Annotated in this window: 20 protein-coding genes; 8 read left to right on the top strand and 12 right to left on the bottom strand. The window is 60.9% G+C overall.

Translation table 11 applies throughout. The annotated features are described in order from the left end of the window. The 3 genes from CIB54_RS06260 to CIB54_RS06270 form a co-directional block, all read right to left on the bottom strand. Nucleotides 1–1,003 (bottom strand): lipoprotein-releasing ABC transporter permease subunit (locus CIB54_RS06260; RefSeq protein WP_101219097.1); only part of this gene is annotated, 1,003 nt, incomplete at its 3' end. Between the two features lie 61 nt (nucleotides 1,004–1,064). Continuing rightward, on the bottom strand, nucleotides 1,065–1,748 hold the full coding sequence (gene lolD, locus CIB54_RS06265; RefSeq protein WP_198557186.1) for a lipoprotein-releasing ABC transporter ATP-binding protein LolD: 684 nt from the start codon (nucleotides 1,746–1,748) through the stop codon (nucleotides 1,065–1,067). Between the two features lie 7 nt (nucleotides 1,749–1,755). Then, complete coding sequence (locus tag CIB54_RS06270) at nucleotides 1,756–3,006, bottom strand: lipoprotein-releasing ABC transporter permease subunit (protein ID WP_101219101.1); 1,251 nt, start codon at nucleotides 3,004–3,006, stop codon at nucleotides 1,756–1,758. Nucleotides 3,007–3,100: 94 nt separating this feature from the next. Here CIB54_RS06270 and CIB54_RS06275 point away from each other — a divergent pair, with 94 nt between their 5' ends. Continuing rightward, nucleotides 3,101–3,679: a PilZ domain-containing protein gene (locus CIB54_RS06275; RefSeq protein WP_101219103.1), complete on the top strand. Its 579-nt coding sequence runs from the start codon at nucleotides 3,101–3,103 to the stop codon at nucleotides 3,677–3,679. Between the two features lie 44 nt (nucleotides 3,680–3,723). Further along, nucleotides 3,724–4,446, top strand: coding sequence for a glycerophosphodiester phosphodiesterase (locus tag CIB54_RS06280; protein WP_101219105.1), 723 nt, complete (start codon nucleotides 3,724–3,726; stop codon nucleotides 4,444–4,446). Between the two features lie 42 nt (nucleotides 4,447–4,488). Here CIB54_RS06280 and sthA read toward each other — a convergent pair whose 3' ends face one another. Then, nucleotides 4,489–5,883, bottom strand: a complete 1,395-nt coding sequence (gene sthA, locus CIB54_RS06285; RefSeq protein ID WP_065950484.1) for a Si-specific NAD(P)(+) transhydrogenase — start codon at nucleotides 5,881–5,883, stop codon at nucleotides 4,489–4,491. A 215-nt stretch (nucleotides 5,884–6,098) separates the two neighbouring features. Here sthA and CIB54_RS06290 point away from each other — a divergent pair, with 215 nt between their 5' ends. Further along, nucleotides 6,099–6,632 carry a chalcone isomerase family protein gene (locus CIB54_RS06290; RefSeq protein ID WP_101219107.1) on the top strand — a complete coding sequence of 178 codons (534 nt, stop codon included), beginning with the start codon at nucleotides 6,099–6,101 and terminating at the stop codon, nucleotides 6,630–6,632. Nucleotides 6,633–6,805: 173 nt separating this feature from the next. Here CIB54_RS06290 and CIB54_RS06295 read toward each other — a convergent pair whose 3' ends face one another. Beyond that, nucleotides 6,806–8,269, bottom strand: coding sequence for a glyceraldehyde-3-phosphate dehydrogenase (locus CIB54_RS06295; RefSeq protein ID WP_101219109.1), 1,464 nt, complete (start codon nucleotides 8,267–8,269; stop codon nucleotides 6,806–6,808). 340 nt (nucleotides 8,270–8,609) lie between these two features. On the opposite strand from CIB54_RS06295, the gene mfd reads away from it, so the two are divergent. The 3 genes from mfd to CIB54_RS06310 are packed head-to-tail and all read left to right on the top strand — an operon-like array spanning nucleotide 8,610 to nucleotide 15,334. Beyond that, nucleotides 8,610–12,059 carry a transcription-repair coupling factor gene (gene mfd / locus CIB54_RS06300; RefSeq protein WP_101219111.1) on the top strand — a complete coding sequence of 1,150 codons (3,450 nt, stop codon included), beginning with the start codon at nucleotides 8,610–8,612 and terminating at the stop codon, nucleotides 12,057–12,059. Between the two features lie 11 nt (nucleotides 12,060–12,070). Beyond that, nucleotides 12,071–12,637 carry a CsiV family protein gene (locus tag CIB54_RS06305; protein ID WP_101219113.1) on the top strand — a complete coding sequence of 189 codons (567 nt, stop codon included), beginning with the start codon at nucleotides 12,071–12,073 and terminating at the stop codon, nucleotides 12,635–12,637. A gap of 9 nt (nucleotides 12,638–12,646) precedes the next feature. After that, a complete protein-coding gene (locus CIB54_RS06310) occupies nucleotides 12,647–15,334 on the top strand; it encodes a DEAD/DEAH box helicase (RefSeq protein ID WP_101219115.1) in 2,688 nt (895 codons plus the stop codon). 101 nt (nucleotides 15,335–15,435) lie between these two features. Here the strand turns inward: CIB54_RS06310 and nagZ are convergent, their stop codons facing one another. Both nagZ and CIB54_RS06320 read right to left on the bottom strand, forming a co-directional pair. After that, nucleotides 15,436–16,446 carry a beta-N-acetylhexosaminidase gene (gene nagZ, locus CIB54_RS06315; RefSeq protein WP_101219117.1) on the bottom strand — a complete coding sequence of 337 codons (1,011 nt, stop codon included), beginning with the start codon at nucleotides 16,444–16,446 and terminating at the stop codon, nucleotides 15,436–15,438. 135 nt (nucleotides 16,447–16,581) lie between these two features. Continuing rightward, nucleotides 16,582–17,289 (bottom strand): TetR/AcrR family transcriptional regulator, encoded by a 708-nt coding sequence (locus CIB54_RS06320; protein WP_065950491.1) that lies wholly within the window; start codon nucleotides 17,287–17,289, stop codon nucleotides 16,582–16,584. A gap of 263 nt (nucleotides 17,290–17,552) precedes the next feature. On the opposite strand from CIB54_RS06320, the gene lexA reads away from it, so the two are divergent. Both lexA and sulA read left to right on the top strand, forming a co-directional pair. Continuing rightward, nucleotides 17,553–18,161, top strand: coding sequence for a transcriptional repressor LexA (lexA, locus tag CIB54_RS06325; protein ID WP_017137423.1), 609 nt, complete (start codon nucleotides 17,553–17,555; stop codon nucleotides 18,159–18,161). Nucleotides 18,162–18,171: 10 nt separating this feature from the next. Continuing rightward, a complete protein-coding gene (sulA, locus tag CIB54_RS06330; protein ID WP_101219119.1) occupies nucleotides 18,172–18,645 on the top strand; it encodes an SOS-induced cell division inhibitor SulA in 474 nt (157 codons plus the stop codon). Between the two features lie 21 nt (nucleotides 18,646–18,666). On the opposite strand, the gene CIB54_RS06335 is transcribed toward sulA, so the two are convergent. The 5 genes from CIB54_RS06335 to fadA form a co-directional block, all read right to left on the bottom strand. Continuing rightward, the gene (locus CIB54_RS06335) at nucleotides 18,667–18,900 is read right to left on the bottom strand and encodes a hypothetical protein (RefSeq protein ID WP_065950493.1); all 234 of its coding nucleotides are present in this window, start codon (nucleotides 18,898–18,900) and stop codon (nucleotides 18,667–18,669) included. 63 nt (nucleotides 18,901–18,963) lie between these two features. Next, complete coding sequence (locus CIB54_RS06340; RefSeq protein WP_065950494.1) at nucleotides 18,964–19,485, bottom strand: DUF6586 family protein; 522 nt, start codon at nucleotides 19,483–19,485, stop codon at nucleotides 18,964–18,966. Nucleotides 19,486–19,676: 191 nt separating this feature from the next. Further along, nucleotides 19,677–22,298: a type I DNA topoisomerase gene (topA, locus tag CIB54_RS06345; protein WP_053136569.1), complete on the bottom strand. Its 2,622-nt coding sequence runs from the start codon at nucleotides 22,296–22,298 to the stop codon at nucleotides 19,677–19,679. A gap of 114 nt (nucleotides 22,299–22,412) precedes the next feature. Further along, a complete protein-coding gene (locus CIB54_RS06350; RefSeq protein WP_065886336.1) occupies nucleotides 22,413–22,649 on the bottom strand; it encodes a DUF1653 domain-containing protein in 237 nt (78 codons plus the stop codon). Nucleotides 22,650–22,747: 98 nt separating this feature from the next. After that, the gene (gene fadA, locus CIB54_RS06355; RefSeq protein WP_024074080.1) at nucleotides 22,748–23,923 is read right to left on the bottom strand and encodes an acetyl-CoA C-acyltransferase FadA; all 1,176 of its coding nucleotides are present in this window, start codon (nucleotides 23,921–23,923) and stop codon (nucleotides 22,748–22,750) included. Nucleotides 23,924–23,940: the final 17 nt, after the last annotated feature.

The following is a 23,940-nucleotide window of genomic DNA, read 5'->3' on the forward strand; positions in this document are numbered from 1 at the left end:
CGCCGATCAGGGTGCCGACCACGCCGATCACCGTGCCCTGCACCATGAAGATCGCCATGATCTGCCGAGGCGTGGCGCCGATGGTACGCAGGATCGCGATGTCGGCGCCCTTGTCGTTCACCACCATGATCAAGGTGGCAATGATGTTGAAGGCGGCCACCGCGACGATCATCAGCAGCAACAGGCCGATCATGGTCTTTTCCATCTTCATCGCACTGAACAGGCTGCCCTGGGTGTGGGTCCAGTCGTCGGCCTTGTACGCCGCGCCGAGGCTGGCGGCGATATCCGCCGAGACCTTGGGCGCCGCGTACAGGTCGGTCACCGCCAGGCGCACGCTCTGTACCTGGTTGGGTTGCCAATGCTGTATTTCGGCCGCGTCGGCCATGTTGATCAAGGCCATGGAACCGTCCAGTTCGGCACCCACCTTGAAGATACCCACCACGTTCAAACGCTGCATGCGCGGCGTGATGCCGCCCGGCGCGGTGCTGATTTCCGGCACGATCAAGGTCAGCTTGTCGCCCACGTTCAGGCGAAAGCGGCGCGCGGTGATGTCGCCGATCACCACACCGAACTCGCCGGGTTTCAGGTCGTCCAGTTTGCCGCGCACGATATGCTGGGCCACGATCGACACCTTGCCTTCCTGGGCCGGGTCGACGCCGCTGATCTCAATCGGCTGCATCGCGCCTTTATAGGAGAACATGCCATCCATCTGTGTGAACGGTACCGCCGCCGTCACTTGCGGGTTCTTCATCGCGGCAGCGGCCACCGGCTGCCAGTCATCGATCGGCTTTACGCCGACGATGGTAGCGTGGGGCACCATGCCAAGGATGCGCGAGCTCATTTCGCGCTGGAAGCCGTTCATCACCGAGAGCACCACGATCATCGCCAAGACGCCCAGGGCGAGGCCGATCATCGAGGTCATCGAGATAAACGAGACAAAACGGTTGCGGCGTTTGGCGCGGGTATAGCGCGTGCCGATGAAAATCGATAACGGTCTGAACATTCGCGTGCACCGCCTGAAAAAATAAAAAAGCCCGGCCTCGAAAAACCGGGCTTGCAGCCGGTCAGATAGCGACCAGATGACCTTCCTGCAAATGCAGTACGCGGTCCATCTGACGGGCCATGCTCATGTCGTGGGTCACCACCAGGAACGCGGTGCGCATCTGGGTGCTCAGCTCCAGCATCAAGTCCTTGATGCCCTGGGCTGTGTGGGAGTCGAGGTTGCCGGTGGGCTCGTCGAGCATCACCAGGCCTGGGTTGTTCACAAGCGCACGGGCGATGGCCACGCGCTGGCGCTCACCGCCGGACAGCTCGGCCGGCTTGTGCTCCAGGCGATGGCCGAGGCCGACGCGCTCCAGCAAGGCGGTGGCACGCTGGCGCGCCTCGGGGATCGCGGTCTTGCCGATCAGCAGTGGCATGCACACGTTTTCCAGGGCGGTGAATTCCGGCAGCAGGTGGTGGAACTGGTACACAAAACCCAACGAGCGGTTGCGCAACTGACCACGGGCCTTTTCATTCAGGGCCGAGAGTTCTTCACCGGCCAGCCATACGCTGCCCTGGGACGGCGTGTCGAGGCCGCCCAACAGGTTGAGCAAGGTACTTTTACCGGAACCGGAGTTGCCGACGATCGCCACGCGCTCGCCGGGGTGCAGTTCAAGTTGCAGGTTGGCCAGCACCACCACGGATTCCGGGCCTTCCTCGTAGGATTTGCCCAGGTTGCGGCAGCTCAGGATTGCTTTTTCACTCATGCCCGATTCACTCATAACGTAATGCCTGTGCTGGCTGGGTACGTGCCGCGCGCCAGGCTGGATACAGGGTGGCAAGGAAACTCAGGACCAACGCGGCACCGCCCACCATCAGCACGTCCTGGGCCTGAACCTGGGAGGGCAAGTAGTCGATGAAATAGACGTCGGCGTTGAGGAATTTGTGTCCGAGCACTTGTTCAAGCAGGGCGATGGCGGCGCTGACATTCAACGCGGCGAGAATGCCGACGGCGGTGCCGATCAGGGTGCCGACCACGCCGATCACCGTGCCCTGCACCATGAAGATCGCCATGATCTGGCCCGGCGTGGCGCCCAGGGTGCGCAGGATGGCGATGTCGCCCTTCTTGTCATTCACCACCATCACCAGCGTGGAGATGATGTTGAAGGCGGCCACGGCGACGATCAGCAACAGCAGCAGGCCGATCATGGCTTTTTCCATGCGGATGGCCTGGTAGAGGTTGCCGTGGGTGCGGGTCCAGTCGCGGGCGTAGTACTCGGATTCACCCAGATGCTGGGCAATCTCCCAGGCGCCGCGTGGCGCATCGAACAGGTCGTTGAACTTCAGGCGCAGGCCCTGCACCTGGTCCGGCTGCCAGCGGTGCAGGCGGGCCAGGTCAGTGAGGTTGGTCAAGCCGAGGTAGCCGTCGATCTCGCCGGCGCCCACATGAAAGGTGCCGACCACGGTAAAACGCTTCATGCGCGGGAACATGCCGGCCGGGGTCACGGTGACCTCCGGCGCGACGAAGGTCAGCTTGTCGCCAACGCTCACACCGAGCTTGGCCGCCGCCTTGTCGCCGATGATGATGCCGAAACTGCCGGGCGCCAGGTCATCGAGCCTGCCCTGCAGCATGAACTTGTCGATGATCGAGACGTTGCGCTCCTGGGCCGGGTCGACGGCATTGAGCAGGATCTTCTGCACCTTGCCGTCATTGGTCAGCAGCCCCTGCATCTGGGTAAACGGCGCAACGGCCAGCACCTTGGGGTTCTGCTTGACCTTGGCGGCCAGGCTTTGCCAATCGCTGATGGGCGCTTCGGCCTCGATGGTCGCGTGGGGCACCATGCCCAGCACGCGGGTGCGCATCTCATGATCGAAGCCGTTCATCACCGACAGCACCACGATCATCACGACCACGCCCAAGGCGAGACCGATCATCGAGGTCAGCGAAATGAACGACACAAAATGATTGCGACGCTTTGCACGGGTATAACGCGTGCCGATAAATACGAAGAGAGGTCTGAACATGTCGGGGCTTGTTCGGAGGAAAAGAAGACGTCCCGGTGGCGGGGTCTGGTCAGCAGCTTTACACTCAGACCATTACCGTTACCTGGGGTTCGCCATGTCGACATTAGATGAAGAAGAGCGCCGCGAATACTACCGTATCGACGACATGATCGCACTCCAAATCAAAAGCCTGTCGGCTCCCGACGCGGCGAGCAAGGAAGTGTTGCTGGATGATTCGCCGCTGTTCAATCTGCTCAGTGAATTGCACCTCAGCGAATTCGAAGCCCAGCACCTGCTGCGCCAGATCAACGAAAAAGACCGCAGCCTGGCGGCGTTCCTCAAAGTGCAGAACAAGCGCCTGGACCTGCTCAGCCAGGTCATGGCCCGCGGGCTGCTCAGTGAGGTAGGCGCGCCGCAGCCGGTGATCCTTTCCGAAGGCGGCATCGACTTCCAGCACCCTACGCCGCTGGCTCCCGACACGCACCTGGCGGTCAAGCTGGTGCTGATGCCCCAGGCGCTCGGCCTGCTGTTGCGCGCGCGAGTGACCCATTGCGATCCCAAGGGCGACGGCTTCGATGTGGGCACGGAATTCGAATCCATGACCGACGCCCAACGCCAGCTGCTGGCGCGCTACATCCTGCAGAAACAGGCCCAGGAACGCCGCCTGGCGCGAGAACAAAACGACGATCTCTGAATGCGTATTCACGACGCCAGCCATCCTGGCGCAAAGGAGCAACTGTGACCCTGATTTACGGCCATCGCGGTGCCAAAGGCGAAGCACCGGAAAATACCCTGACCAGCTTTCAGGAATGCCTCAAGCACGGCGTACGCCGCTGCGAACTGGACCTGCACCTGTCCATGGACGGCGAACTGATGGTCATCCACGACCCCACCCTCAAGCGCACGGCCGACCGACGCGGCAAAGTCGTCGAGTACTCGGCGGCGGACCTGGTGAACATGGATGCGCGCAAAGGCGGCCCGGGCTGGGTCAGCCCCTGCCCGATTCCGCGCCTGGAGGAATTGTTCGAAAAGTGCGACTTCGACCACTGGCAGCTGGAAGTCAAAAGCGCTTCGCGCACCCGCGCCACCACCACCGTGCTGGCGATCCGCGAGATGGCCGTGCGCTTTGGCCTGATGGACAAAGTCACCGTCACCTCAAGTTCGCGGGAAGTGCTCAAAGCGGCGGTTGAACTCACACCCGACCTGTCACGCGGGCTGGTTGCCGAATATGCCTGGCTCGACCCGTTGAAGGTCGCGCAGAACTATGGCTGTGAGTATCTGGCGTTGAACTGGACGCTGTGCACCCCCGAGCGGCTGGAAAAAGCCCAGCGCCAGGGTTTGCATGTATCCGTGTGGACGGTCAACGAACCTGCGCTGATGCGCAGGCTCGCCGACTTCGGCGTAGATAGCCTGATTACAGACTTTCCCGGTTTGGCCACTGCCACCCTCGGGAATTACTGAAATCGGTCTCCCCGGCCGGCTCAGGCCACCGGCCGGAGCCGCTCAAAAAAGCCGGTTGAGGCCGTCGTAGGCCGCTACCCGATAGGCTTCGGCCATGGTCGGGTAGTTGAACGTGGTGTTGACGAAATACTTGAGCGTATTCAGATCACCCGGCTGATTCATGATCGCCTGGCCAATGTGCACGATCTCCGACGCCTGGTAGCCGAAGCAATGTACGCCGAGCACTTGCAGGGTTTCACGGTGGAACAGGATCTTCAGCATGCCTTGCGGCTCACCGGCAATCTGCGCACGCGCCATGCTCTTGAAGAACGCCTTGCCCACTTCGTACGGCACCTTGGCCTTGGTCAGTTCGTGCTCGTTCTTGCCGATCGAGCTGATCTCGGGAATGGTGTAGATCCCGGTCGGCACGTCGTTCACGTAGCGCCAGCTGCCGTTGTCGACAATGCTGCCGGCCGCCGAGCGGCCCTGGTCATGGGCGGCGCTGGCCAGGCTTGGCCAGCCGATCACGTCACCGGCGCCGTAGATGTTGGTCACGCAGGTGCGGTAGTTCTCGTCCACCTCGATCTGGCCACGGCTGTTGACCTTGACCCCGATGTTCTCCATGCCCAGCTTGTCGGTGTTGCCGGTACGCCCGTTACACCACAGCAAGGCATCGGCCTTGATCTTCTTGCCGGACTTGAGGTGCAGGATCACCCCGTTGTCCAGGCCTTCAACGCGCTCGTACTCTTCGTTGTGACGCACGGTGATGTTGTTGTTGCTGAAGTGGTAGCTCAACGCCTGGGAAATTTCCGAGTCGAGGAAGCTCAGCAACTGGTCACGGTTGTCCACCAGCTCCACCAGTACACCCAGGCCGCTGAAGATCGAGGCGTATTCACAGCCGATCACGCCGGCGCCGTAGATAATCAGTTTGCGCGGGGTGTGACCCAGGCTCAGGATGGTGTCGCTATCGTAGATACGCGGGTGGTGGAAATCGATGTCCGCCGGGCGATATGGGCGCGAGCCGGTGGCGATGATGATGTGCTTGGCCACCAGTTTCTCGACCACGCCGTTGGCGCAGACCACTTCGACGGTCTGCTCGTCGGCGAAGCTGCCGGTGCCGAAGAACAGGTCGACGCGGTTGCGGGCATAGAAGCCGGTGCGCGACGCGACTTGCTTGGAAATGACTTTCTCGGCGCTTTTCAACACGTCCGGGAACGAGAACCAGCGCGGCTCACCAATCGCCCGAAACATCGGGTTGGTGTTGAATTGCATGATCTGGCGCACGGAGTGACGCAACGCCTTGGACGGGATGGTACCCAGGTGGGTGCAGTTGCCGCCGACCTGGCGACGGCTGTCGACCATCGCCACCTTGCGTCCTGCCTTGGCAGCGTTCATCGCCGCGCCTTCTCCAGCCGGGCCGGAACCCAGTACCACCACGTCGTAGTTGTAGACAGCCATGCGTACTCCTCAGAACAGGCCAGGCGTACGGTTGGACGCCTGGCTAAATCATGCCGCGGCCAGCGGGCATGAAGGACAATTTGGCTCAAGTGTGTGAACCGGGGCACAGTCTATATAAGGCTCAACGCCGCGCACATTAACCCTTGGTCGCGTCGTAGGCCAGTGTTGCCATACTAACAGGGCGCAAAGCAGCGTCGATTCAAGGATCAGCCATTATGCGACAACTCTTTATCGGTTTGATGCTGATGATGTCGATCACGGCCCAGGCCAGTGATGCAGATCGACTCAAGCAGGCTGGCTTCCCCGCGCAGGTCGAGGGGTTGGCGCTGAAAAACCAGGCGGTGCTCAATTATCTCTGGGCGGATGTGTATGCGGCGGCGCTGTACGCGCCGGCTGATCTGACCGCAAAGCAAGCCTGGGACCAACAGAAAGCGTTGCGCCTGATGCTGTATTACTTTCGCAACATCGATCGCGCGGATGTGATCAAGGCGGCCAGCGCCACCCTGGAACGCCAGCAAGCCAATGCCGGCTTGAATCCAGAGATAGACAAGCTACACGCCCGCTTTCGGGATATTCGCAGCGGTGACCGCTATGCCCTGGATTTTCGCCCGGGCCGTGGTTTGAACCTGGAGATCAATGGCCAGGTGGTGTTCAGCAGTGGCGATGACGCACTGGCGAGGGCTTACCTGGGCATCTGGCTGGCGCCCAGTGGGCTGTCTGATGAGTTGCGCGGCCAGTTGCTCAATTAGGGTCGGCCTTAACACCGCCATCGGGGGCAAGCCCCCTCCCACAGTTTGATTTGCGAACACATACCAATGTGGGAGGGGGCTTGCCCCCGATGAGGCCCTCCCAGGCACCACAAAACCCGCAGGCATAAAAAAGCCCCGAACCAGTCGGGGCCTTTTTCATTCAACACTCAGGCTTAGCGCGGAAACGCCGGCGGGTTGACCCCGGCCATGTCTTCCATCACGCGAACCACCTGGCAGCTGTAGCCGAACTCGTTGTCGTACCACACGTACAGCACAACGCGATTGTCCTGGCTGATGGTCGCTTCGGCGTCCACCACACCGGCGTGGCGCGAGCCGACGAAGTCGGTAGACACCACTTCCTGGGAATTGACGAAGTCGATCTGCTTGTGCAGATCGGAGTGCAGCGCCATGTAGCGCAGGTACTCGTTCATCTCTTCGCGGGTGGCGGCTTTCTCAAGGTTCAGGTTGAGAATGGCCATCGACACGTTCGGCGTCGGTACCCGGATCGCGTTACCGGTCAGCTTGCCGGCCAGCTCAGGCAGGGCCTTGGCGGCAGCGGTGGCGGCACCGGTCTCGGTGATCACCATGTTCAGCGCGGCGCTGCGGCCACGGCGGTCGCCCTTGTGGAAGTTGTCGATCAGGTTCTGGTCGTTGGTGTAGGAGTGAACAGTCTCGACGTGGCCGTTGACGATGCCGAACTTGTCATTCACAGCTTTGAGCACCGGCACGATGGCGTTGGTGGTGCAGGAAGCGGCGGACACAATCTTGTCGTCAGCGGTGATTTCGGCGTGATTGATACCGTGCACGATGTTCTTGAGCTTGCCCTTGCCAGGCGCGGTCAGAACAACGCGGTCGACACCCGGGCAGGCCAGGTGCTGGCCCAGGCCCTCGGCATCGCGCCATACGCCGGTGTTGTCCACCAGCAGGGCGTCCTTGATGCCGTACTGGGTGTAATCCACCTCGGACGGGTTCTTCGCGTAGATCACCTGGATCAGGTTGCCGTTGGCGGTGATGGTGTTGTTTGCTTCGTCGATGACGATGGTGCCGTTGAACGGACCGTGTACCGAATCGCGGCGCAAGAGGCTGGCGCGCTTGGTCAGGTCGTTCTCGGCGCCTTTGCGCACGACGATGGCACGCAGGCGCAGGCCGTCGCCGCCGCCGGTTTTTTCGATCAGGATGCGCGCCAGCAGGCGGCCGATACGACCGAAGCCGTAGAGCACCACGTCGGTGCCTTTGCGGGCAGCGGCGTTTTGCTGGCCGACCACCTCGGTCATTTCTTCACGCACGAACTGCTCGGCGCTGCGACCCGCGCCTTCCTTGCGGAATTTGTAGGCCAGCTTGCCCAGGTCGACCGAAGCCGCGCCGAGCTTGAGCTCGCTCATGGCCTTGAGCAGTGGGAATGTTTCGTGGACGGAGAGTTCGCTGTCGTCGGCAGAACGGTGGCGCGCAAAGCGGTGCGCCTTGAGAATCGCGATGACGGACTGGTTGATCAGGCTGCGGCCATAGATCGAGCTCACCACATTGTTATTGCGGTACAGCTGACCGATAAGCGGAATCATCGCTTCAGCGAGTGCTTCACGGTCGATCCATTCACCAAGACACTGGTCGGGCTTCTGAGTCACGGGAACCTTCCACATGTAGGGGCTGAAAAAAGGGGCTACATTATGTCGTCCGACTGACCGTTGAGCAATGCGCGACAGGCAACAAAAACCCCTTGCAAAAAAATACCACCGCGCTACAGCCCAGGAAATACGCGGGTTCCAGAAGGCCACTAGTTTCACGAGCAGGCCGACTTGTCCGTAACCCTCCTAAACATTCGCGCATTTTGGCACTACATATTGAGTCAAAACCCACGATTGTTTGTCTTAGCCACTACATTTCCAACAAACCGTAATAGGCACAGTCAGCAACTGACAGGCGGCACCTCTGGCCGTTACAATTACCGACTTTGTCGCAACGCTTGGAGCTCAACCTTCCGTGCCCGTTCTGCGTCTACCGCTACTCCCTGCCGCGGCAGGTAAACAGCACTGGGGCAACCTGCCCGGTGCCGCCCTGAGCCTGGCCATTGCCGAGGCTGCCAGTGCAGCCAAGCGCTTTACCCTGCTGCTGACCGCGGACAGCCAAAGCGCCGAACGGTTGGAGCAGGAGCTGAGCTTCTTCGCCCCCGATTTGCCGGTGCTGCATTTCCCGGACTGGGAAACCCTGCCCTACGACCTGTTCTCGCCGCACCAGGACATCATTTCCCAGCGCATCGCCAGCCTGTACCGCCTGCCGGAACTGGCTCACGGCGTGCTGGTGGTGCCGATCACCACTGCCCTGCATCGCCTGGCGCCGACCAAATTCCTGCTCGGCAGCAGCCTGGTGCTGGACATCGGCCAGAAGCTTGATGTGGAGCAGATGCGCACGCGCCTCGAGGCCAGCGGCTACCGCTGCGTCGACACCGTGTACGAGCATGGTGAATTCGCGGTGCGCGGTGCGCTGATCGACCTGTTCCCGATGGGCAGCAAGTTGCCGTATCGCATCGACCTGTTCGATGACGAGATCGAAACGCTGCGCACCTTCGACCCGGAAAACCAGCGCTCCATCGATAAAGTCGAGTCGATCAAGTTGCTGCCGGCACGGGAATTTCCCCTGCAAAAAGACGCGGTCACGCGTTTCAAGGCGCGCTTTCGCGAGCGCTTCGACGTGGACTTCCGCCGTTGCCCGATCTTCCAGGACTTGAGTAGCGGGATTACCCCGGCCGGTATCGAGTACTACCTGCCGCTGTTCTTCGATGAAACCTCCACCCTCTTCGACTACCTGCCCCAGGACACCCAGGTGTTCTCGCTGCCGGGCATCGAACAGGCGGCGGAAAACTTCTGGAACGACGTACGCAACCGCTACGAAGAGCGCCGCGTCGACCCGTCCCGGCCTTTATTGCCGCCTGCCGAATTGTTCCTGCCGGTCGAAGACTGCTTCGCCCGCCTGAAAAGCTGGCCGCGCGTTGTGGCCAGCCAGCAGGATGTGGACGCCGGCAGTGGCCGCGAGCGCTTCCCCGCAGCGGCGCTGCCGGATTTGGCTATCCAGGCCAAAGCCACACAGCCGCTGGAGGCGCTGTCCAACTTCCTCGGCGACTTCCCTGGCCGCGTGCTGTTTACCGCAGAGTCCGCCGGCCGCCGCGAGGTGCTGCTGGAGTTGTTGGAGCGCCTGAAGCTGCGACCGAAGACCGTCGACAGCTGGCCGGATTTTGTAAACAGTAAAGAACGCCTGGCGATCACCATCGCACCGTTGGATGAAGGCCTGTCGCTGGATGATCCGGCCCTGGCCCTGATCGCCGAGAGCCCGCTGTTCGGCCAACGCGTGATGCAGCGTCGCCGCCGCGAAAAACGCGCCGATGCCAATAACGATGCGGTGATCAAGAACCTCACCGAACTGCGCGAAGGCGCGCCCGTGGTGCACATCGACCACGGCGTGGGCCGCTACCTCGGTTTGCAAACCCTGGAAATCGACAACCAGGCCGCCGAATTCCTTACCATGGAATACGCCGAAGGCGCCAAGCTCTACGTGCCGGTGGCCAGCCTGCACTTGATCGCGCGCTACACCGGCAGCGATGACGCGCTGGCGCCCTTGCATCGCCTGGGCTCCGAAACCTGGCAGAAAGCCAAGCGCAAGGCCGCCGAACAGGTGCGCGACGTGGCTGCCGAATTGCTCGACATCTACGCCCGCCGTGCCGCGCGCGAAGGTTATGCGTTCGCCGACCCGAAAGCCGACTACGCCACCTTCAGCGCCGGCTTCGCCTTCGAAGAAACCCCCGACCAGCAGACCACCATCGAAGCGGTGCGCGCCGACATGCTCGCGCCCAAGCCGATGGACCGCCTGGTGTGCGGCGATGTGGGCTTCGGCAAGACCGAAGTGGCGATGCGCGCAGCTTTCATTGCGGTGCACGGTGGCCGTCAAGTCGCGATCCTGGTGCCAACCACCCTGCTCGCCCAGCAGCACTACAACAGCTTTCGCGACCGCTTTGCCGATTGGCCGGTGACGGTGGAAGTGATGAGCCGCTTCAAATCGGCCAAGGAAGTCAATGCCGCGATTGCCGACCTGGCCGAAGGCAAGATCGATATCGTGATCGGCACGCACAAGCTGCTGTCGGACGATGTGAAGATCAAGAACCTGGGCCTGGTCATCATCGACGAAGAACACCGCTTCGGCGTGCGCCAGAAGGAGCAACTCAAGGCCCTGCGCAGTGAAGTCGACATCCTCACCCTCACCGCCACGCCGATTCCACGCACGCTGAACATGGCGGTGTCGGGCATGCGCGACCTGTCGATCATCGCCACGCCGCCGGCGCGCCGCCTGTCGGTGCGCACCTTCGTGATGGAACAGAACAAAAGCACGGTCAAGGAAGCGCTGCTGCGCGAATTGCTGCGCGGTGGCCAAGTGTATTACCTGCACAACGATGTGAAGACCATCGAGAAGTGCGCCGCCGACCTCGCCGAACTGGTGCCGGAAGCGCGTATCGCCATCGGCCACGGGCAGATGCGCGAGCGCGAACTCGAACAGGTGATGAGCGACTTCTACCACAAGCGCTTCAACGTGCTGATCGCCTCGACCATCATCGAGACCGGTATCGACGTGCCCAGCGCCAACACCATCATCATCGAGCGCGCCGACAAGTTCGGCCTGGCCCAGTTGCACCAGTTGCGCGGCCGCGTCGGGCGTAGCCACCACCAAGCCTATGCCTACCTGCTGACGCCGCCGCGCCAGCAAATTACCAGCGATGCGGAAAAGCGCCTGGAAGCCATCGCCAACACCCAGGACCTGGGCGCAGGCTTTGTGCTGGCCACCAACGACCTGGAAATCCGTGGCGCCGGCGAACTGCTCGGCGACGGCCAGAGCGGGCAGATCCAGGCGGTGGGTTTCACCCTCTATATGGAGATGCTGGAACGCGCGGTGAAAGCCATTCGCAAGGGCGAGCAACCGAACCTCGATCAACCGCTGGGCGGTGGCCCGGAAATCAACCTGCGCCTGCCAGCGCTGATTCCCGAAGACTACCTGCCGGATGTGCATGCGCGGCTGATCCTGTACAAGCGCATTGCCTCGGCCACCGACGAAGAAGGTCTCAAGGACCTGCAAGTGGAAATGATCGACCGCTTCGGTCTGTTGCCGGAGCCGACCAAGAACCTGGTGCGCCTGACCCTGCTCAAGTTGCAGGCCGAGCAATTGGGCATCAAGAAGGTCGACGCCGGGCCGCAAGGCGGGCGTATCGAATTCGAAGCCCAGACGCCGGTGGACCCGTTGGTACTGATCAAGCTGATCCAGGGCCAGCCCAACCGCTACAAGTTCGAAGGGGCTACGCTGTTCAAGTTCATGGTGCCGATGGAACGTGCCGAAGAACGCTTCAATACCCTGGAGGCGCTGTTTGAGCGCCTCATTCCGAAATCCGCTTGAAGGACGCCTCCATGCGCGTGTTCCGCATTCTGAGCCTGTTGTTGGTGGTACTCGCGCCTTCAGCCTTTGCCGACAGCCCCTACCACGTGGAAATGATCCTGGTGCGCCAGAATGCGGAGCCTGTGATCAACAGCCGCGCGGCCCCGGAAAACTGGGATGGCGGTGCGCCGCGCCTGGGCGAGCGGATGAGCCCGCCGCGCCTGGGTAACATCGTCGACAAGCTGCGCGCCGATTCCAACTACACCGTGCTCGCGCACAAAGCCTGGGAACAGAACCTGGGCGAGCAACCAGTGAAGATCGCCATCACCGATGGCCAGGAGCAGTTCGGCCAATTCCCTATCGAGGGTGTGCTGAACCTGCAGCTGGGTCGTTTCACCGACATCGATGCCGACTTCTGGATCAACCAGTTCGACAGCAACGGCAGCGTGATCGCCAGCGAACACTTGAGCCAGAAGGATGTACGCACCAAGAACAACCAGCTCAACTACCTGGATGGCGGCCACCTGGCGCTGCTGATCAAGATCACCTCGCTGACCGCCAAGCCGCCCAGCGCACCACCGCCCGACCTGCAGGACTGATCCAGCGCCATGCCCCCGTCATCACTGACCAAACCCCTGGCCCCTTCCTGGGCCAATCGTTTCAAGGAACAAAGCCTGGAGCGCGGGCGGCGTTATGCGCTGGAGAATCGGGTGCGCATCGTCGAGTCCGGCGACAGCACTATCACCGCCAGTTGCGAAGGGTCGGGCAGCAACGTGTACCGGCAAACCATCTCGTTGCGCGAATCGGCCAAGGGCATGCTGATTCTGGTGGACAGCCGCTGTACCTGCCCGGTGCACACCAACTGCAAACATATCGCTGCAGTGCTGCTCAAGGTCCAGGAAACCCTGGCCTACCCGGCGGCGGCCCAGGACGCCGAGTTGCTGGGCAAACTCCAGGCGGTACTGGATAACCGCGTGGTGCTGCCGCAGGTGGTCATGGAGGATGTGCGCCCCGTGCCGCGCCTGTGGCTGGCCAGTGTGGAGTTCAGCGCGTTCGAGCCGCGCAATGGCAAGATGCAGCGTTACATCCAGCATCGCGCGGCGCTGTCGTTCAACTATCTGGGCAATTATGTCAGCGGGCAAAAGAACGCCGACATCATCGTGCGCCAGGAAACCCAGAGCCTGCGCATCAAGCGCCATCCGGAGCTGGAACAAGCGTATCGCGAGCAACTGCGCCTGCTCGGCTTCAAGATCGCCACGCGCCAGAGCAAGGCACTGCCGGAGAGTGCCGGCGAACTGTTCGAGATGGTCAATGACAGCGCCTGGTTGAATTTCACCCTCAACGCATCCCCCGCGCTGCGGGCCGCGGACTGGGAGCTGCAGATCGATGAAGACTTCGGTTTCGACCTCAGCCCGGTAGACGACTGGTACGCCAGCGTCGATGAAGCCCCCGAGCGTGACTGGTTCGACCTGGAGCTTGGGATTATCGTCAACGGCGAACGGCTGAGCCTGCTGCCGATCCTGCTCAACTTGATGCGCTCCCACACCGAGATCCTCAATCCGGAAAAACTCGCCCGACGTCGCGATGATGAACTCATCCTGGTGAATATTCCCAGCCTGCCCAACGGCCACGGTCCGCTGCAGGTGGCGCTGCCTTATGGACGCTTGAAACCGGTACTGGCGACGCTCGGCGAGTTCTACCTGCAGGAAGCCGGCAGCACCACGTTGCGCCTGGCCAAGGCCGATGCGATTCGCCTGAACCCGCTGGAAGACCTGCCGCTGCAATGGGAAGGCGGCGAGAAGATCCGCAACTTTGCCCAGCGTCTGCGTGACATCAAGGATTTCACCTGTGTGGCGCCTGAAGGCTTGAATGCAACCTTGCGCCCTTACCAACTGGAAGGGCTGAGCTGGATGCAGTCGCTGCGCCAATTGGAGGTGGGTGGAATTCTTGCGGATGACATGGGCCTGGGTAAAACCTTGCAGACCCTTGCGCATATTCTTACCGAGAAAGCCGCCGGTCGTCTGGACAGGCCGTGCATGGTGGTGATGCCCACCAGCCTGATCCCCAACTGGCTCGATGAGGCGGCGCACTTCACCCCTCAACTGAAGGTGTTGGCGCTTTACGGTGCCGGGCGCAAGAAGCACTTCGCCAATCTGCAGGACCACGACCTGCTGCTGACCACCTACGCCCTCCTGCCCAAGGACATCGAACATCTCGCCGCCCTGCCCTTGCACGTGCTGATTCTCGATGAAGCCCAATACATCAAGAACCCCACCAGCAAGGCGGCTCAAGCGGCCCGCGAGCTGAATGCACGGCAGCGCCTGTGCCTGAGCGGCACCCCACTGGAAAACCACCTGGGCGAACTGTGGTCGCTGTTCCACTTCCTGCTGCCGGGCTGGCTGGGCGACGTGAAAAGCTTCAACCGCGATTACCGCGTGCCGATTGAAAAACGCGCCAGTGAAGTGCGATTGCAGCACCTCAACGGTCGGATCAAACCGTTCCTGCTGCGCCGCACCAAAGAGCAGGTGGCCACGGAACTGCCGCCCAAGACCGAGATCATTCACTGGGTCGATCTTAATGAAGCACAGCGCGACGTGTACGAAACCATGCGCCTGGCCATGGATAAAAAGGTTCGCGACGAGATTACCCGCAAGGGCGTGGCCCGCAGCCAGATCATCATCCTTGAGGCACTGCTCAAATTGCGCCAGGTGTGCTGCGATTTGCGCCTGGTCAACGACGCCACTCTACCCGCCCGCGGCAGCAGCTCGGGCAAGCTCGACAGCCTGATGCAGATGCTTGAGGAATTGTTTGCCGAGGGGCGGCGGATACTGTTGTTCTCGCAGTTCACGTCGATGCTGAGCTTGATTGAGGCTGAACTGAAGAAACGCGAAATCGCCTACGCCTTGCTGACCGGCCAGACCCGTGATCGGCGCACACCGGTGAAGGACTTTCAGAGCGGCAAGCTGCAGATTTTCCTGATCAGCCTCAAAGCGGGCGGCGTCGGCCTGAACCTGACCGAAGCCGACACCGTGATCCACTACGACCCTTGGTGGAACCCCGCCACCGAAAACCAGGCCACCGACCGTGCGTATCGCATCGGGCAGGAAAAGCCGGTGTTCGTCTACAAGATGATAGCCCGGGGGACGGTGGAGGAAAAAATCCAGCACTTGCAGAAGGAGAAGTCCGACCTGGCAGCGGGTGTACTGGACGGGCGTACGACTGGGGACTGGCAGTTGGGTAATGAGGATATCGAGGCGCTGTTTGCGCCGTTGCCCAATAAGCAGGAAAAGCGCTGACTGTCGGAACGCCATCGGGGGCAAGCCCCCTCCCACACATTGAATTGCGAATACATTCAAATGTGGGAGGGGGCTTGCCCCCGATAGACGCGACGCAGTCTTCAGTCGATCAACTGCGCATCGCGCAACGCGCTAAGCGCTGTCAACCAACGCGGATCCTGCTTATAGTCCGTCGACGCAACTGCCTGGCCCCGCATACGTGCAATCCGCGCCGACGGGGTGACCTTCATCCGCTGCGCCGCACTCAGCGCCAGCTCGGCAGCCGCACGGTCATTGCACACCAGCCCCATGTCACAACCCGCCGTCAGCGCCGCCTCGATGCGACTCGCCGCATCGCCCACCACATGGGCGCCCGCCATGGACAGGTCATCACTGAAGATCACCCCGTCGAACTGCAACTCGCCGCGCAGGATGTCCTGCAACCAGCGGCGTGAGAAACCGGCCGGCTGGCTGTCCACCTGCGGGTAGATCACATGGGCGGGCATCACGGCGGCCAATTGCCTGCTCAGGCGTGCGAACGGTACCAGGTCATTGGCGCGAATCTGTTCCAGGCTGCGCTCGTCATTGGGAATCGCAACGTGGGAATCGGCCTCGGCCCAGCCGTGACCGGGAAAGTGCTTGCCGGTGGCAGCCATGCCGGCGCTGTTCATCCCACGGATAAAGGCACCGGCGAGCACGGCAGCGCGCTCGGGATCGCCTTCGAACGAGCGAGTGCCGACCACGGCGCTGCGCTGGTAATCGAGGTCAAGCACCGGCGCAAAACTCAGGTCGAGGCCCACGGCCAGCACTTCGGTGGCCATGATCCAACCACAGTGTTCGGCCAGGGACTCGGCGTTGGGTTTATCCGCCAGCGTGCGCATGGCCGGCAGGCGCACGAAGCCCTGGCGCAGGCGCTGCACGCGTCCGCCCTCCTGGTCGACCGCCAGCAGCAGGTCCGGGCGCACCGCACGGATCGCCGCGCTCAACTCGCGGACCTGGCGCGGGTGCTCGATGTTGCGCGCAAAAATGATCAAGCCGCCCACTTCAGGTTGGCGCAACAGATGGCGATCCTCGGCCGTCAGCCAGGTACCGGCAACGTCGACCATCAAAGAACCTTGCAGGGCAGCAGTCATAAATCTTCCTTAAATAACGCGCACAACCCGTCACTCCTACCAGGTACGGTAAGTACAACGGGTTGCGCGTAAATAGCTGAAATCGGCATGGCGGCTAGCTTAGCGGATGCAAGCGGCCACGCACACCCGCGACGGTCAAACCTTGGCGAGGGCGGGTGTGGATTTGCTGCGCGGGCGCAATTGGGCCACAGCCATGGCCTGATCGGTCACACCGGTTTCGGCGCGCATGCCCGCGGCGAGGAACGGCACCATCAGGCGCATCACCTGCTCGATGGACGTATTGACGCCGAAATCGGTCTCGGCAATCGCGCGCAGCGCCTTGATCCCGGACATGCTGAAGGCGGCGGCGCCGAGCATGAAGTGCACGCGCCAGAACAGTTCGATCGGAGGAATGCGCGGAGCGGCTTCATTGACCAGCAACATATAGCGACGGAATACCTTGCCGTACATGTCTTCCAGGTAACGTCGCAAGTGACCCTGGCTCTGGCTGAACGCCAGGCCCAGGAGGCGCATGAAGATAGACAGGTCATTGCCGCTGCGCGGTTGAACCACCAGGGCTTGCTCAACCAGGATTTCCAGCAGTTCTTCCAGGCTTGGCGTGTTATCGGCTTTAGCCTGGCGACGTTCGAGTTCACGGTCGAGACTGGCGCAGAACGGCCCCAGAAAGCGCGAAAACACCGCCTGGATCAGGGCCTTTTTTGAGCCGAAATGATAGTTCACGGCGGCGAGGTTGACCCCGGCCTTGCTGGTGATCAGCCGCAATGAAGTTTCAGCAAATCCTTTTTCCGCGAACAACTGCTCGGCAGCATCGAGAATGCGTTCAACGGTTTCCGACTGGGCCATGGCTACTCCGCCTGACAAACACTTGTTTGAAACATACGTTTCAGGGTATGTCTTGTCAAGCCTGCGCGCCCGTTTTCCGGCCGGGCAGTCATCTATTTCGTCGCTATTTAATCACATCCTCCACAGTCTGTAGGCAGCGCTATCTTCGCCTTGCAGTAACGCGGATGAATGACCGTCCAGCGGAGGCGCAAAAAAGGATGATTGCCAAGCGCGATTCACTGTATATAATCCCAGTCACTGTATAAAAAGACAGAGCGATCAACATGCTAAAACTGACGCCACGCCAAGCTGAGATTCTGGCTTTTATCAAGCGCTGCCTTGATGACAACGGTTATCCACCGACACGCGCCGAAATCGCGTTGGAACTGGGTTTCAAGTCTCCCAACGCTGCTGAAGAACACCTTAAGGCCCTCGCTCGCAAAGGCGCGATCGAAATGACCCCAGGGGCTTCACGCGGTATACGCATCCCTGGTTTCGAAGCCAAGGCCGACGAATCGACGCTGCCGATCATCGGTCGAGTGGCCGCTGGTGCACCGATCCTGGCGCAACAGCACGTCGAGGAGTCCTGCAACATCAACCCGACCTTCTTCCATCCTCGTGCCGACTACCTGCTACGTGTGCACGGCATGAGTATGAAGGACGTGGGCATTTTCGACGGTGACCTGCTGGCCGTTCACACCACCCGCGAAGCCCGCAATGGCCAGATCGTCGTGGCCCGGATCGGCGATGAAGTCACCGTCAAACGCTTCAAGCGTGAAGGCAGCAAGGTCTGGCTTATGGCCGAGAACCCGGAGTTCGCGCCGATTGAAGTGAACCTCAAAGACCAGGACCTGGTGATCGAAGGCTTGAGTGTCGGCGTCATTCGCCGCTAAAGGAGACATCATGCAGCTCGTGCACACCCCACAACACACACAACTGTCGCTGTTCGAGGCCTTCATGGCTCAACCCCTTGCGCCCCTCCTCAAGGAAACGGTCGAAGCTCCCTGGAGCTGTGAACCCGAGGTATTCAGTGAATTGTCGTTGCGTGGTGCTGCCGGGAGCTGCTTGAGCCTGCTGGCGCCGATCCTTCGCGAACTCAGTGAAGAGCAGGACGCGCGCTGGTTGACCCTGATCGCCCCGCCCGCCAGCCTGACCCAGGCTTGGCTACGGGATGCCGGCCTCAACCGTGAAAGGATTCTGTTGCTGCAGCCAAGGGGCGCACAGAGTGCCCAGCAGTTGACCTGTGAAGCCTTGCGCCTGGGCCGCAGCCATACCGTGGTGAGCTGGCTGAACCCGTTGAGCGCAACGGCCAAGCAGCAGTTGATCAGTGCCGCTCACACAGGTGATGCGCAGAGCTTGAATATTCGATTGGGATAAGGGTGAACGGTTACACCGGGCTCAGTGAAGAACCCTTGGGCCATCGTCCTTTTCCGGCTCGCCTTCAGCCAGGCGACCGGCCATTTGCACCCCGACGCTCAACATGGCTTTAGCCACTTCCACATGCTGGCCTTGCAGGAACGCTTTTGCGTCTTCGGAGAAGTTCAGGGTGACCAGAGAACCTTCGTCCTCAGCCCGGCGCAGCTCGATTCGGCCGTCAGGCAGTTCAACAATTTCCAGAAAGGACGTTGGCATAAAAGTCTGTTCTCCACGAAAGCGTGGGATTATATCAGTGTTGTCGCGTGCAGGCTTGCCCGCTCAGCACTCGTTCAGGCCTTCGCGAAAGCGCAATGCCAGCTTTTTCAGCGCCTGGCGCCAGCTTTCCAGCTCTTCGCGACTCAAAGGCTTGGGTTCCTCCGCTTCCAACGAAACCGCCATGATCAATGGCTGCGTCACGTCACCCTTGGGTACATGAGGGACACGGGGCGGCTGGAACATGTCGGCATGTGCCTTGAGCAGGCGCGCTACCCAACTGTCCGGGCTCTGGGCCATTTCCACCAGCTCGGCCAATTCCGGGATAGCCATGGTGTCCAATACTTCCCGGGTCATGATCATTTCAGCACGGGGCGAACCTGCCTGGGGCAGGCGGTAGAACCCGGCGATTTCATGGCATAGCCCCAGCAAGGCACCGTACAGGTGAAACAAAGCGGCTTCACGCCCCGCCTGGACCAGCGCGATGGCATTCATCTCCTTCCCCACCTCGGCACGGCCAAGGGCCTCCAGGGACAAACCCGCGAAATAAATTTTCTGATTGGTACGGGTATAGAGTTCGTTGGCCATGACGGCAATCTCCACAACGAATTAGGCCTGATGCTGGCTTGTAGGAGCGAGCTTGCTCGCGAAAAACTTTAGAGCACCACTGTGTATCAGATTTCTCGCGTCATCGTTAACGACCTTCGCGAGCAAGCTCGCTCCTACACCAAGAAAAGGCCGCCTATAAAGGCGGCCTTTGTATTTCCCAGATTACTCAATCAAGCGCCCTGGCGCTTGTCCTCGACCTTCCACTTACCACCGTCGTAGAACGCCTTCCAGCCGGTAGGCTTGCCGTCGACTTCGGTCTGCACGTACTGCTCCTTGGTTTTGCGGCTGTAGCGGATCACGGCTGGGCGACCATCCGGGTCCTTCTTCGGCGCTTCACACAGGAAGTGGTACTTGGGATCGATCTCGTCCTTGTGCGGCACGATCTCCAGCACCAGCGGTGCACGGGTCTCGCGGTTTTTCGGGAACTGGCTGGCGGCCAGGAACAGGCCCGAAGCACCGTCGCGCAGGATATAGGTGTCGTTGACCTTCTCGCACTTGAGCTCGGGCATCTTCACCGGATCCATTTTCGGCGGCGCCGCATCACCGCTTTTCAGCAGTTTGCGGGTGTTCTTGCAGGTCGGGTTGGTGCAACCGAAGAACTTGCCGAAACGCCCGGTCTTGAGCTGCATCTCGCTGCCGCACTTATCGCACTCCAGGCTCGGACCTTCGTAGCCCTTGATGCGGTAGGTGCCCTCTTCGATCTCGTAGCCGTTGCAATCCGGGTTGTTACCGCAGATGTGCAGCTTGTGCTTTTCATCCAGCAGATAGGCATCCATCGCCGTGCTGCAGATCGGGCAACGGTGCTTGCCACGCAGCACCAGCGACTCCGATTCACCCTCGTCATCCGCGGCGATTTCATCGCCCGGTACCAGGTTGACGGTGGCCTTGCAGCGTTCTTTGGGCGGCAGGCTGTAGCCCGAACACCCCAGGAACACGCCGGTGGATGCCGTACGAATCTGCATCGGCCGGCCGCAGGTGAGGCACGGAATGTCGGTCATGACCGGCTGGTTGGCGCGCATACCACTCTCAGGGCTCTCGGCCACTTCGAGTTTTTTCTTGAAGTCGCCGTAGAACTCGTCCAGCACGTTTTTCCAGTCGCGTTCGCCCTGGGCCACGTCATCGAGGTTCTCTTCCATGCCGGCGGTGAAGCCGTAGTCCATCAGGTTGGAGAAGCTCTCGGACAGACGCTCGGTGACGATATCGCCCATCTTTTCCGAATAGAAACGACGGTTGTGCAGCGCCACGTAGCCACGGTCCTGAATCGTGGAAATGATCGCCGCATAGGTCGAAGGACGACCGATACCGCGTTTCTCCATCTCCTTGACCAGGCTGGCTTCCGAATAACGCGCCGGCGGCTTGGTGAAGTGCTGGGACGGGTCGAGCTTGATCAGCTTCAACGTATCGCCCTGAGCCATATCCGGCAGCACATCGTCGTCGCCAGGCTTGGCGATCTGCGGCATCACACGGGTATAGCCGTCGAACTTGAGGATACGGCCCTTGGCACGCAGCTCGAAATCACCGGCGCCCACGCTTACCGTGGTCGACAGATATTGCGCCGGCAGCATCTGGCAAGCCAGGAACTGACGCCAGATCAGCTCGTAGAGGCGTTCAGCGTCGCGCTCCATGCCGCTCAGCTTGCTGGGCTCGGTGTTGGCGTCGGAGGGGCGAATCGCTTCGTGAGCCTCCTGTGCGCCTTCCTTGCTGCTGTAGACGTTGGGCTTTTCCGGCAGGTACTTCTTGCCAAATTCGCTTTCAATATAAGTACGCGCCATCGCCACCGCGTCTTGCGACAGGTTGGTCGAGTCGGTACGCATGTAGGTGATGTAACCCGCTTCGTACAGACGCTGGGCCATCATCATGGTTTTCTTCACACCAAAGCCCAGGCGGTTGCTCGCGGCCTGCTGCAGGGTGGAAGTGATGAACGGTGCCGACGGCTTGCTGCTGGTCGGTTTGTCTTCACGCTTGACGATGCTGTAGCTGGAGGCCTTGAGCTTTTCCAGCGCAGCCATGGCCTGGGCTTCGTTCAGCGGCTTGAAGGCCTCGCCTTTTTCGCGGGCCACTTCAAAGCGCACGTTGGCGCCCTTGGCGGTGCCGAGGTCGGCGTGGACTTCCCAATACTCTTCGGGGTTGAACGCGCGGATCTCACGCTCACGCTCCACCACCAGCTTCACCGCAACCGATTGCACACGACCGGCGGACAGGCCACGGGCAATTTTCGCCCACAGCAGCGGCGAGACCATGTAACCCACCACGCGGTCGAGGAAACGCCGGGCCTGCTGGGCGTTGACGCGGTCAATGTCCAGTTCGCCCGGCTTGGAGAAGGCTTCCTGGATGGCTTTCTTGGTGATTTCGTTGAATACCACGCGCTTGTAGCGGCTGTCGTCACCGCCGATGGCTTCCCGCAGGTGCCAGGCAATAGCCTCCCCTTCGCGGTCCAAGTCCGTTGCGAGATAGATGGTGTCGGCATCTTTGGCAAGCCGGCGCAGCTCTTCGATGACCTTTTCCTTGCCCGGAAGGATTTCGTACTTGGCCTTCCAGCCATGGTCCGGGTCCACACCCATGCGTGAGACCAGCTGCTTGCGCGCTTTCTCTTTAGGGGTGAGCACCGGACCTTCGCCCGCAGCCGCCTTGCCGCGCTTGGCGGCAGGCTCCTTGCTGGCGCTAGCCGAACCGCTGGTGGGCAGGTCTCGGATATGGCCGATACTCGACTTCACCACGTACTCGTTGCCCAAGTACTTGTTGATGGTCTTGGCCTTAGCCGGGGATTCCACAATGACCAGCGATTTGCCCATGGATCGGAAAATTCCTGAATTCGAGAAGTGAAAGGCAGTTGGCGCCTGTCGCGGCAACGCTATATATAGTGGCAACAAGATGAGGTCAAGCGCAGTATTCTGCGCGACCTGTGGTTATTGCCCTGAAAAAAGACTGGGTTCTGCCTGGACCAAAGCAAAGCGCGGGACCTGCTCGCCGTCAACTTCGACGGTCTCCAGGAACATGCTCAAGGGGCGCACCCAAAAGCCGTATTCGCCATACAGGGCTTGGTAAAACACCACTTCTTCTTCGGTTTCGGAATGCCGTGCCACGCTGAAAACGCGGTACTGCGGCCCCTTGTAATGTTGGTAGAGCCCTGGTTCGACTTTCATGCTCTGGCCCTCGTACAAAATTTGTTGAAAAAAAATATTAAAAAATTCCAAAAAACAAAAACCGGGGCACTGGGCCCCGGCTTCCGTCAAGCGAACGGTTAAACGCGTTCGAAGACGGTGGAAATACCTTGGCCGAGACCAATGCACATGGTTGCAACCCCAAGGTTGCCGCCATTTTGCTTCATCACGTTAAGCAATGTGCCGGAGATGCGTGCACCGGAGCAACCGAATGGGTGGCCCAGGGCAATCGCGCCGCCGTGCAGGTTAACCTTCTCATTCATCTTGTCGAGTACTTTCAGATCTTTCAGCACGGGCAGGGCCTGTGCGGCGAAAGCTTCGTTGAGCTCGAAGAAGTCGATATCGGAGATGGTCAGGCCCGCGCGCTTCAAGGCTTTTTGTGTGGCCGGCACCGGACCATAGCCCATGATCGCCGGGTCCACACCCGCCACAGCCATCGAACGAATCACCGCCAGCGGCTGGATGCCCAGGTCCTGGGCACGCTGCGCCGACATTACGATCATGCACGAAGCGCCGTCGGTGATCTGGGACGACGTACCGGCCGTCACGGTGCCACCCTTTGGATTGAACGCCGGCTTCAGCGCCGCCAGGCTTTCCAGGGTGGTGTCCGGACGGATGGTTTCATCGTAGTCGAACAGTTTGAGGAAACCGTTCTCGTCATAGCCGTTCATCGGGATGATTTCATCCTTGAACTTGCCTTCCACGGTCGCCTTGTGGGCGAGCTGGTGGGAACGCAGGCCGAACGCGTCCTGGGCTTCACGGGTGATGCCGTGCATTTTGCCGAGCATTTCCGCGGTGAGGCCCATCATGCCCGAGGCTTTTGCCGCGTACAGCGACATGTGCGGGTTAGGGTCGACGCCGTGCATCATGCTGACGTGGCCCATGTGCTCCACGCCGCCGACCACGAACACATCGCCGTTGCCGGTCATGATCGCTTGCGCAGCGGTGTGCAGCGCGCTCATCGACGAACCGCACAGGCGGCTCACGGTCTGGCCGGCCGCGGTGTGCGGGATCTGGGTCATCAACGACGCCATGCGCGCGATGTTCCAGCCCTGTTCCAGGGTCTGGTTCACACAGCCCCAGATCACGTCCTCGACTTCGTTCGGGTCAACCTTGACGTTGCGTTCCAGCAGCTTGCTGATCAGGTGCGCCGACATGTCTTCGGCGCGGGTGTTGCGGTGCATGCCGCCCTTGGAGCGGCCCATCGGCGTGCGACCGAAGTCGACAATCACGACGTCTCTTGGATTCAAGCTCATAAATATTCTCGCTCTAG

This window comes from Pseudomonas fluorescens, assembly GCF_002837185.1.
GTDB lineage: Bacteria > Pseudomonadota > Gammaproteobacteria > Pseudomonadales > Pseudomonadaceae > Aquipseudomonas > Aquipseudomonas fluorescens_AM.

What these genes read in the sequence shown, in the direction of transcription:
- lolD (WP_198557186.1), bottom strand. Translation starts at nt 1,748, where the DNA reads ATGAGTGAAAAAGCAATCCTGAGCTGCCGCAACCTGGGCAAATCCTAC.
- CIB54_RS06270 (WP_101219101.1), bottom strand. Translation starts at nt 3,006, where the DNA reads ATGTTCAGACCTCTCTTCGTATTTATCGGCACGCGTTATACCCGTGCA.
- CIB54_RS06275 (WP_101219103.1), top strand. Translation starts at nt 3,101, where the DNA reads ATGTCGACATTAGATGAAGAAGAGCGCCGCGAATACTACCGTATCGAC.
- sthA (WP_065950484.1), bottom strand. Translation starts at nt 5,883, where the DNA reads ATGGCTGTCTACAACTACGACGTGGTGGTACTGGGTTCCGGCCCGGCT.
- CIB54_RS06290 (WP_101219107.1), top strand. Translation starts at nt 6,099, where the DNA reads ATGCGACAACTCTTTATCGGTTTGATGCTGATGATGTCGATCACGGCC.
- CIB54_RS06295 (WP_101219109.1), bottom strand. Translation starts at nt 8,269, where the DNA reads ATGTGGAAGGTTCCCGTGACTCAGAAGCCCGACCAGTGTCTTGGTGAA.
- CIB54_RS06305 (WP_101219113.1), top strand. Translation starts at nt 12,071, where the DNA reads ATGCGCGTGTTCCGCATTCTGAGCCTGTTGTTGGTGGTACTCGCGCCT.
- CIB54_RS06310 (WP_101219115.1), top strand. Translation starts at nt 12,647, where the DNA reads ATGCCCCCGTCATCACTGACCAAACCCCTGGCCCCTTCCTGGGCCAAT.
- nagZ (WP_101219117.1), bottom strand. Translation starts at nt 16,446, where the DNA reads ATGACTGCTGCCCTGCAAGGTTCTTTGATGGTCGACGTTGCCGGTACC.
- CIB54_RS06320 (WP_065950491.1), bottom strand. Translation starts at nt 17,289, where the DNA reads ATGGCCCAGTCGGAAACCGTTGAACGCATTCTCGATGCTGCCGAGCAG.
- lexA (WP_017137423.1), top strand. Translation starts at nt 17,553, where the DNA reads ATGCTAAAACTGACGCCACGCCAAGCTGAGATTCTGGCTTTTATCAAG.
- sulA (WP_101219119.1), top strand. Translation starts at nt 18,172, where the DNA reads ATGCAGCTCGTGCACACCCCACAACACACACAACTGTCGCTGTTCGAG.
- CIB54_RS06335 (WP_065950493.1), bottom strand. Translation starts at nt 18,900, where the DNA reads ATGCCAACGTCCTTTCTGGAAATTGTTGAACTGCCTGACGGCCGAATC.
- CIB54_RS06340 (WP_065950494.1), bottom strand. Translation starts at nt 19,485, where the DNA reads ATGGCCAACGAACTCTATACCCGTACCAATCAGAAAATTTATTTCGCG.
- topA (WP_053136569.1), bottom strand. Translation starts at nt 22,298, where the DNA reads ATGGGCAAATCGCTGGTCATTGTGGAATCCCCGGCTAAGGCCAAGACC.
- CIB54_RS06350 (WP_065886336.1), bottom strand. Translation starts at nt 22,649, where the DNA reads ATGAAAGTCGAACCAGGGCTCTACCAACATTACAAGGGGCCGCAGTAC.
- fadA (WP_024074080.1), bottom strand. Translation starts at nt 23,923, where the DNA reads ATGAGCTTGAATCCAAGAGACGTCGTGATTGTCGACTTCGGTCGCACG.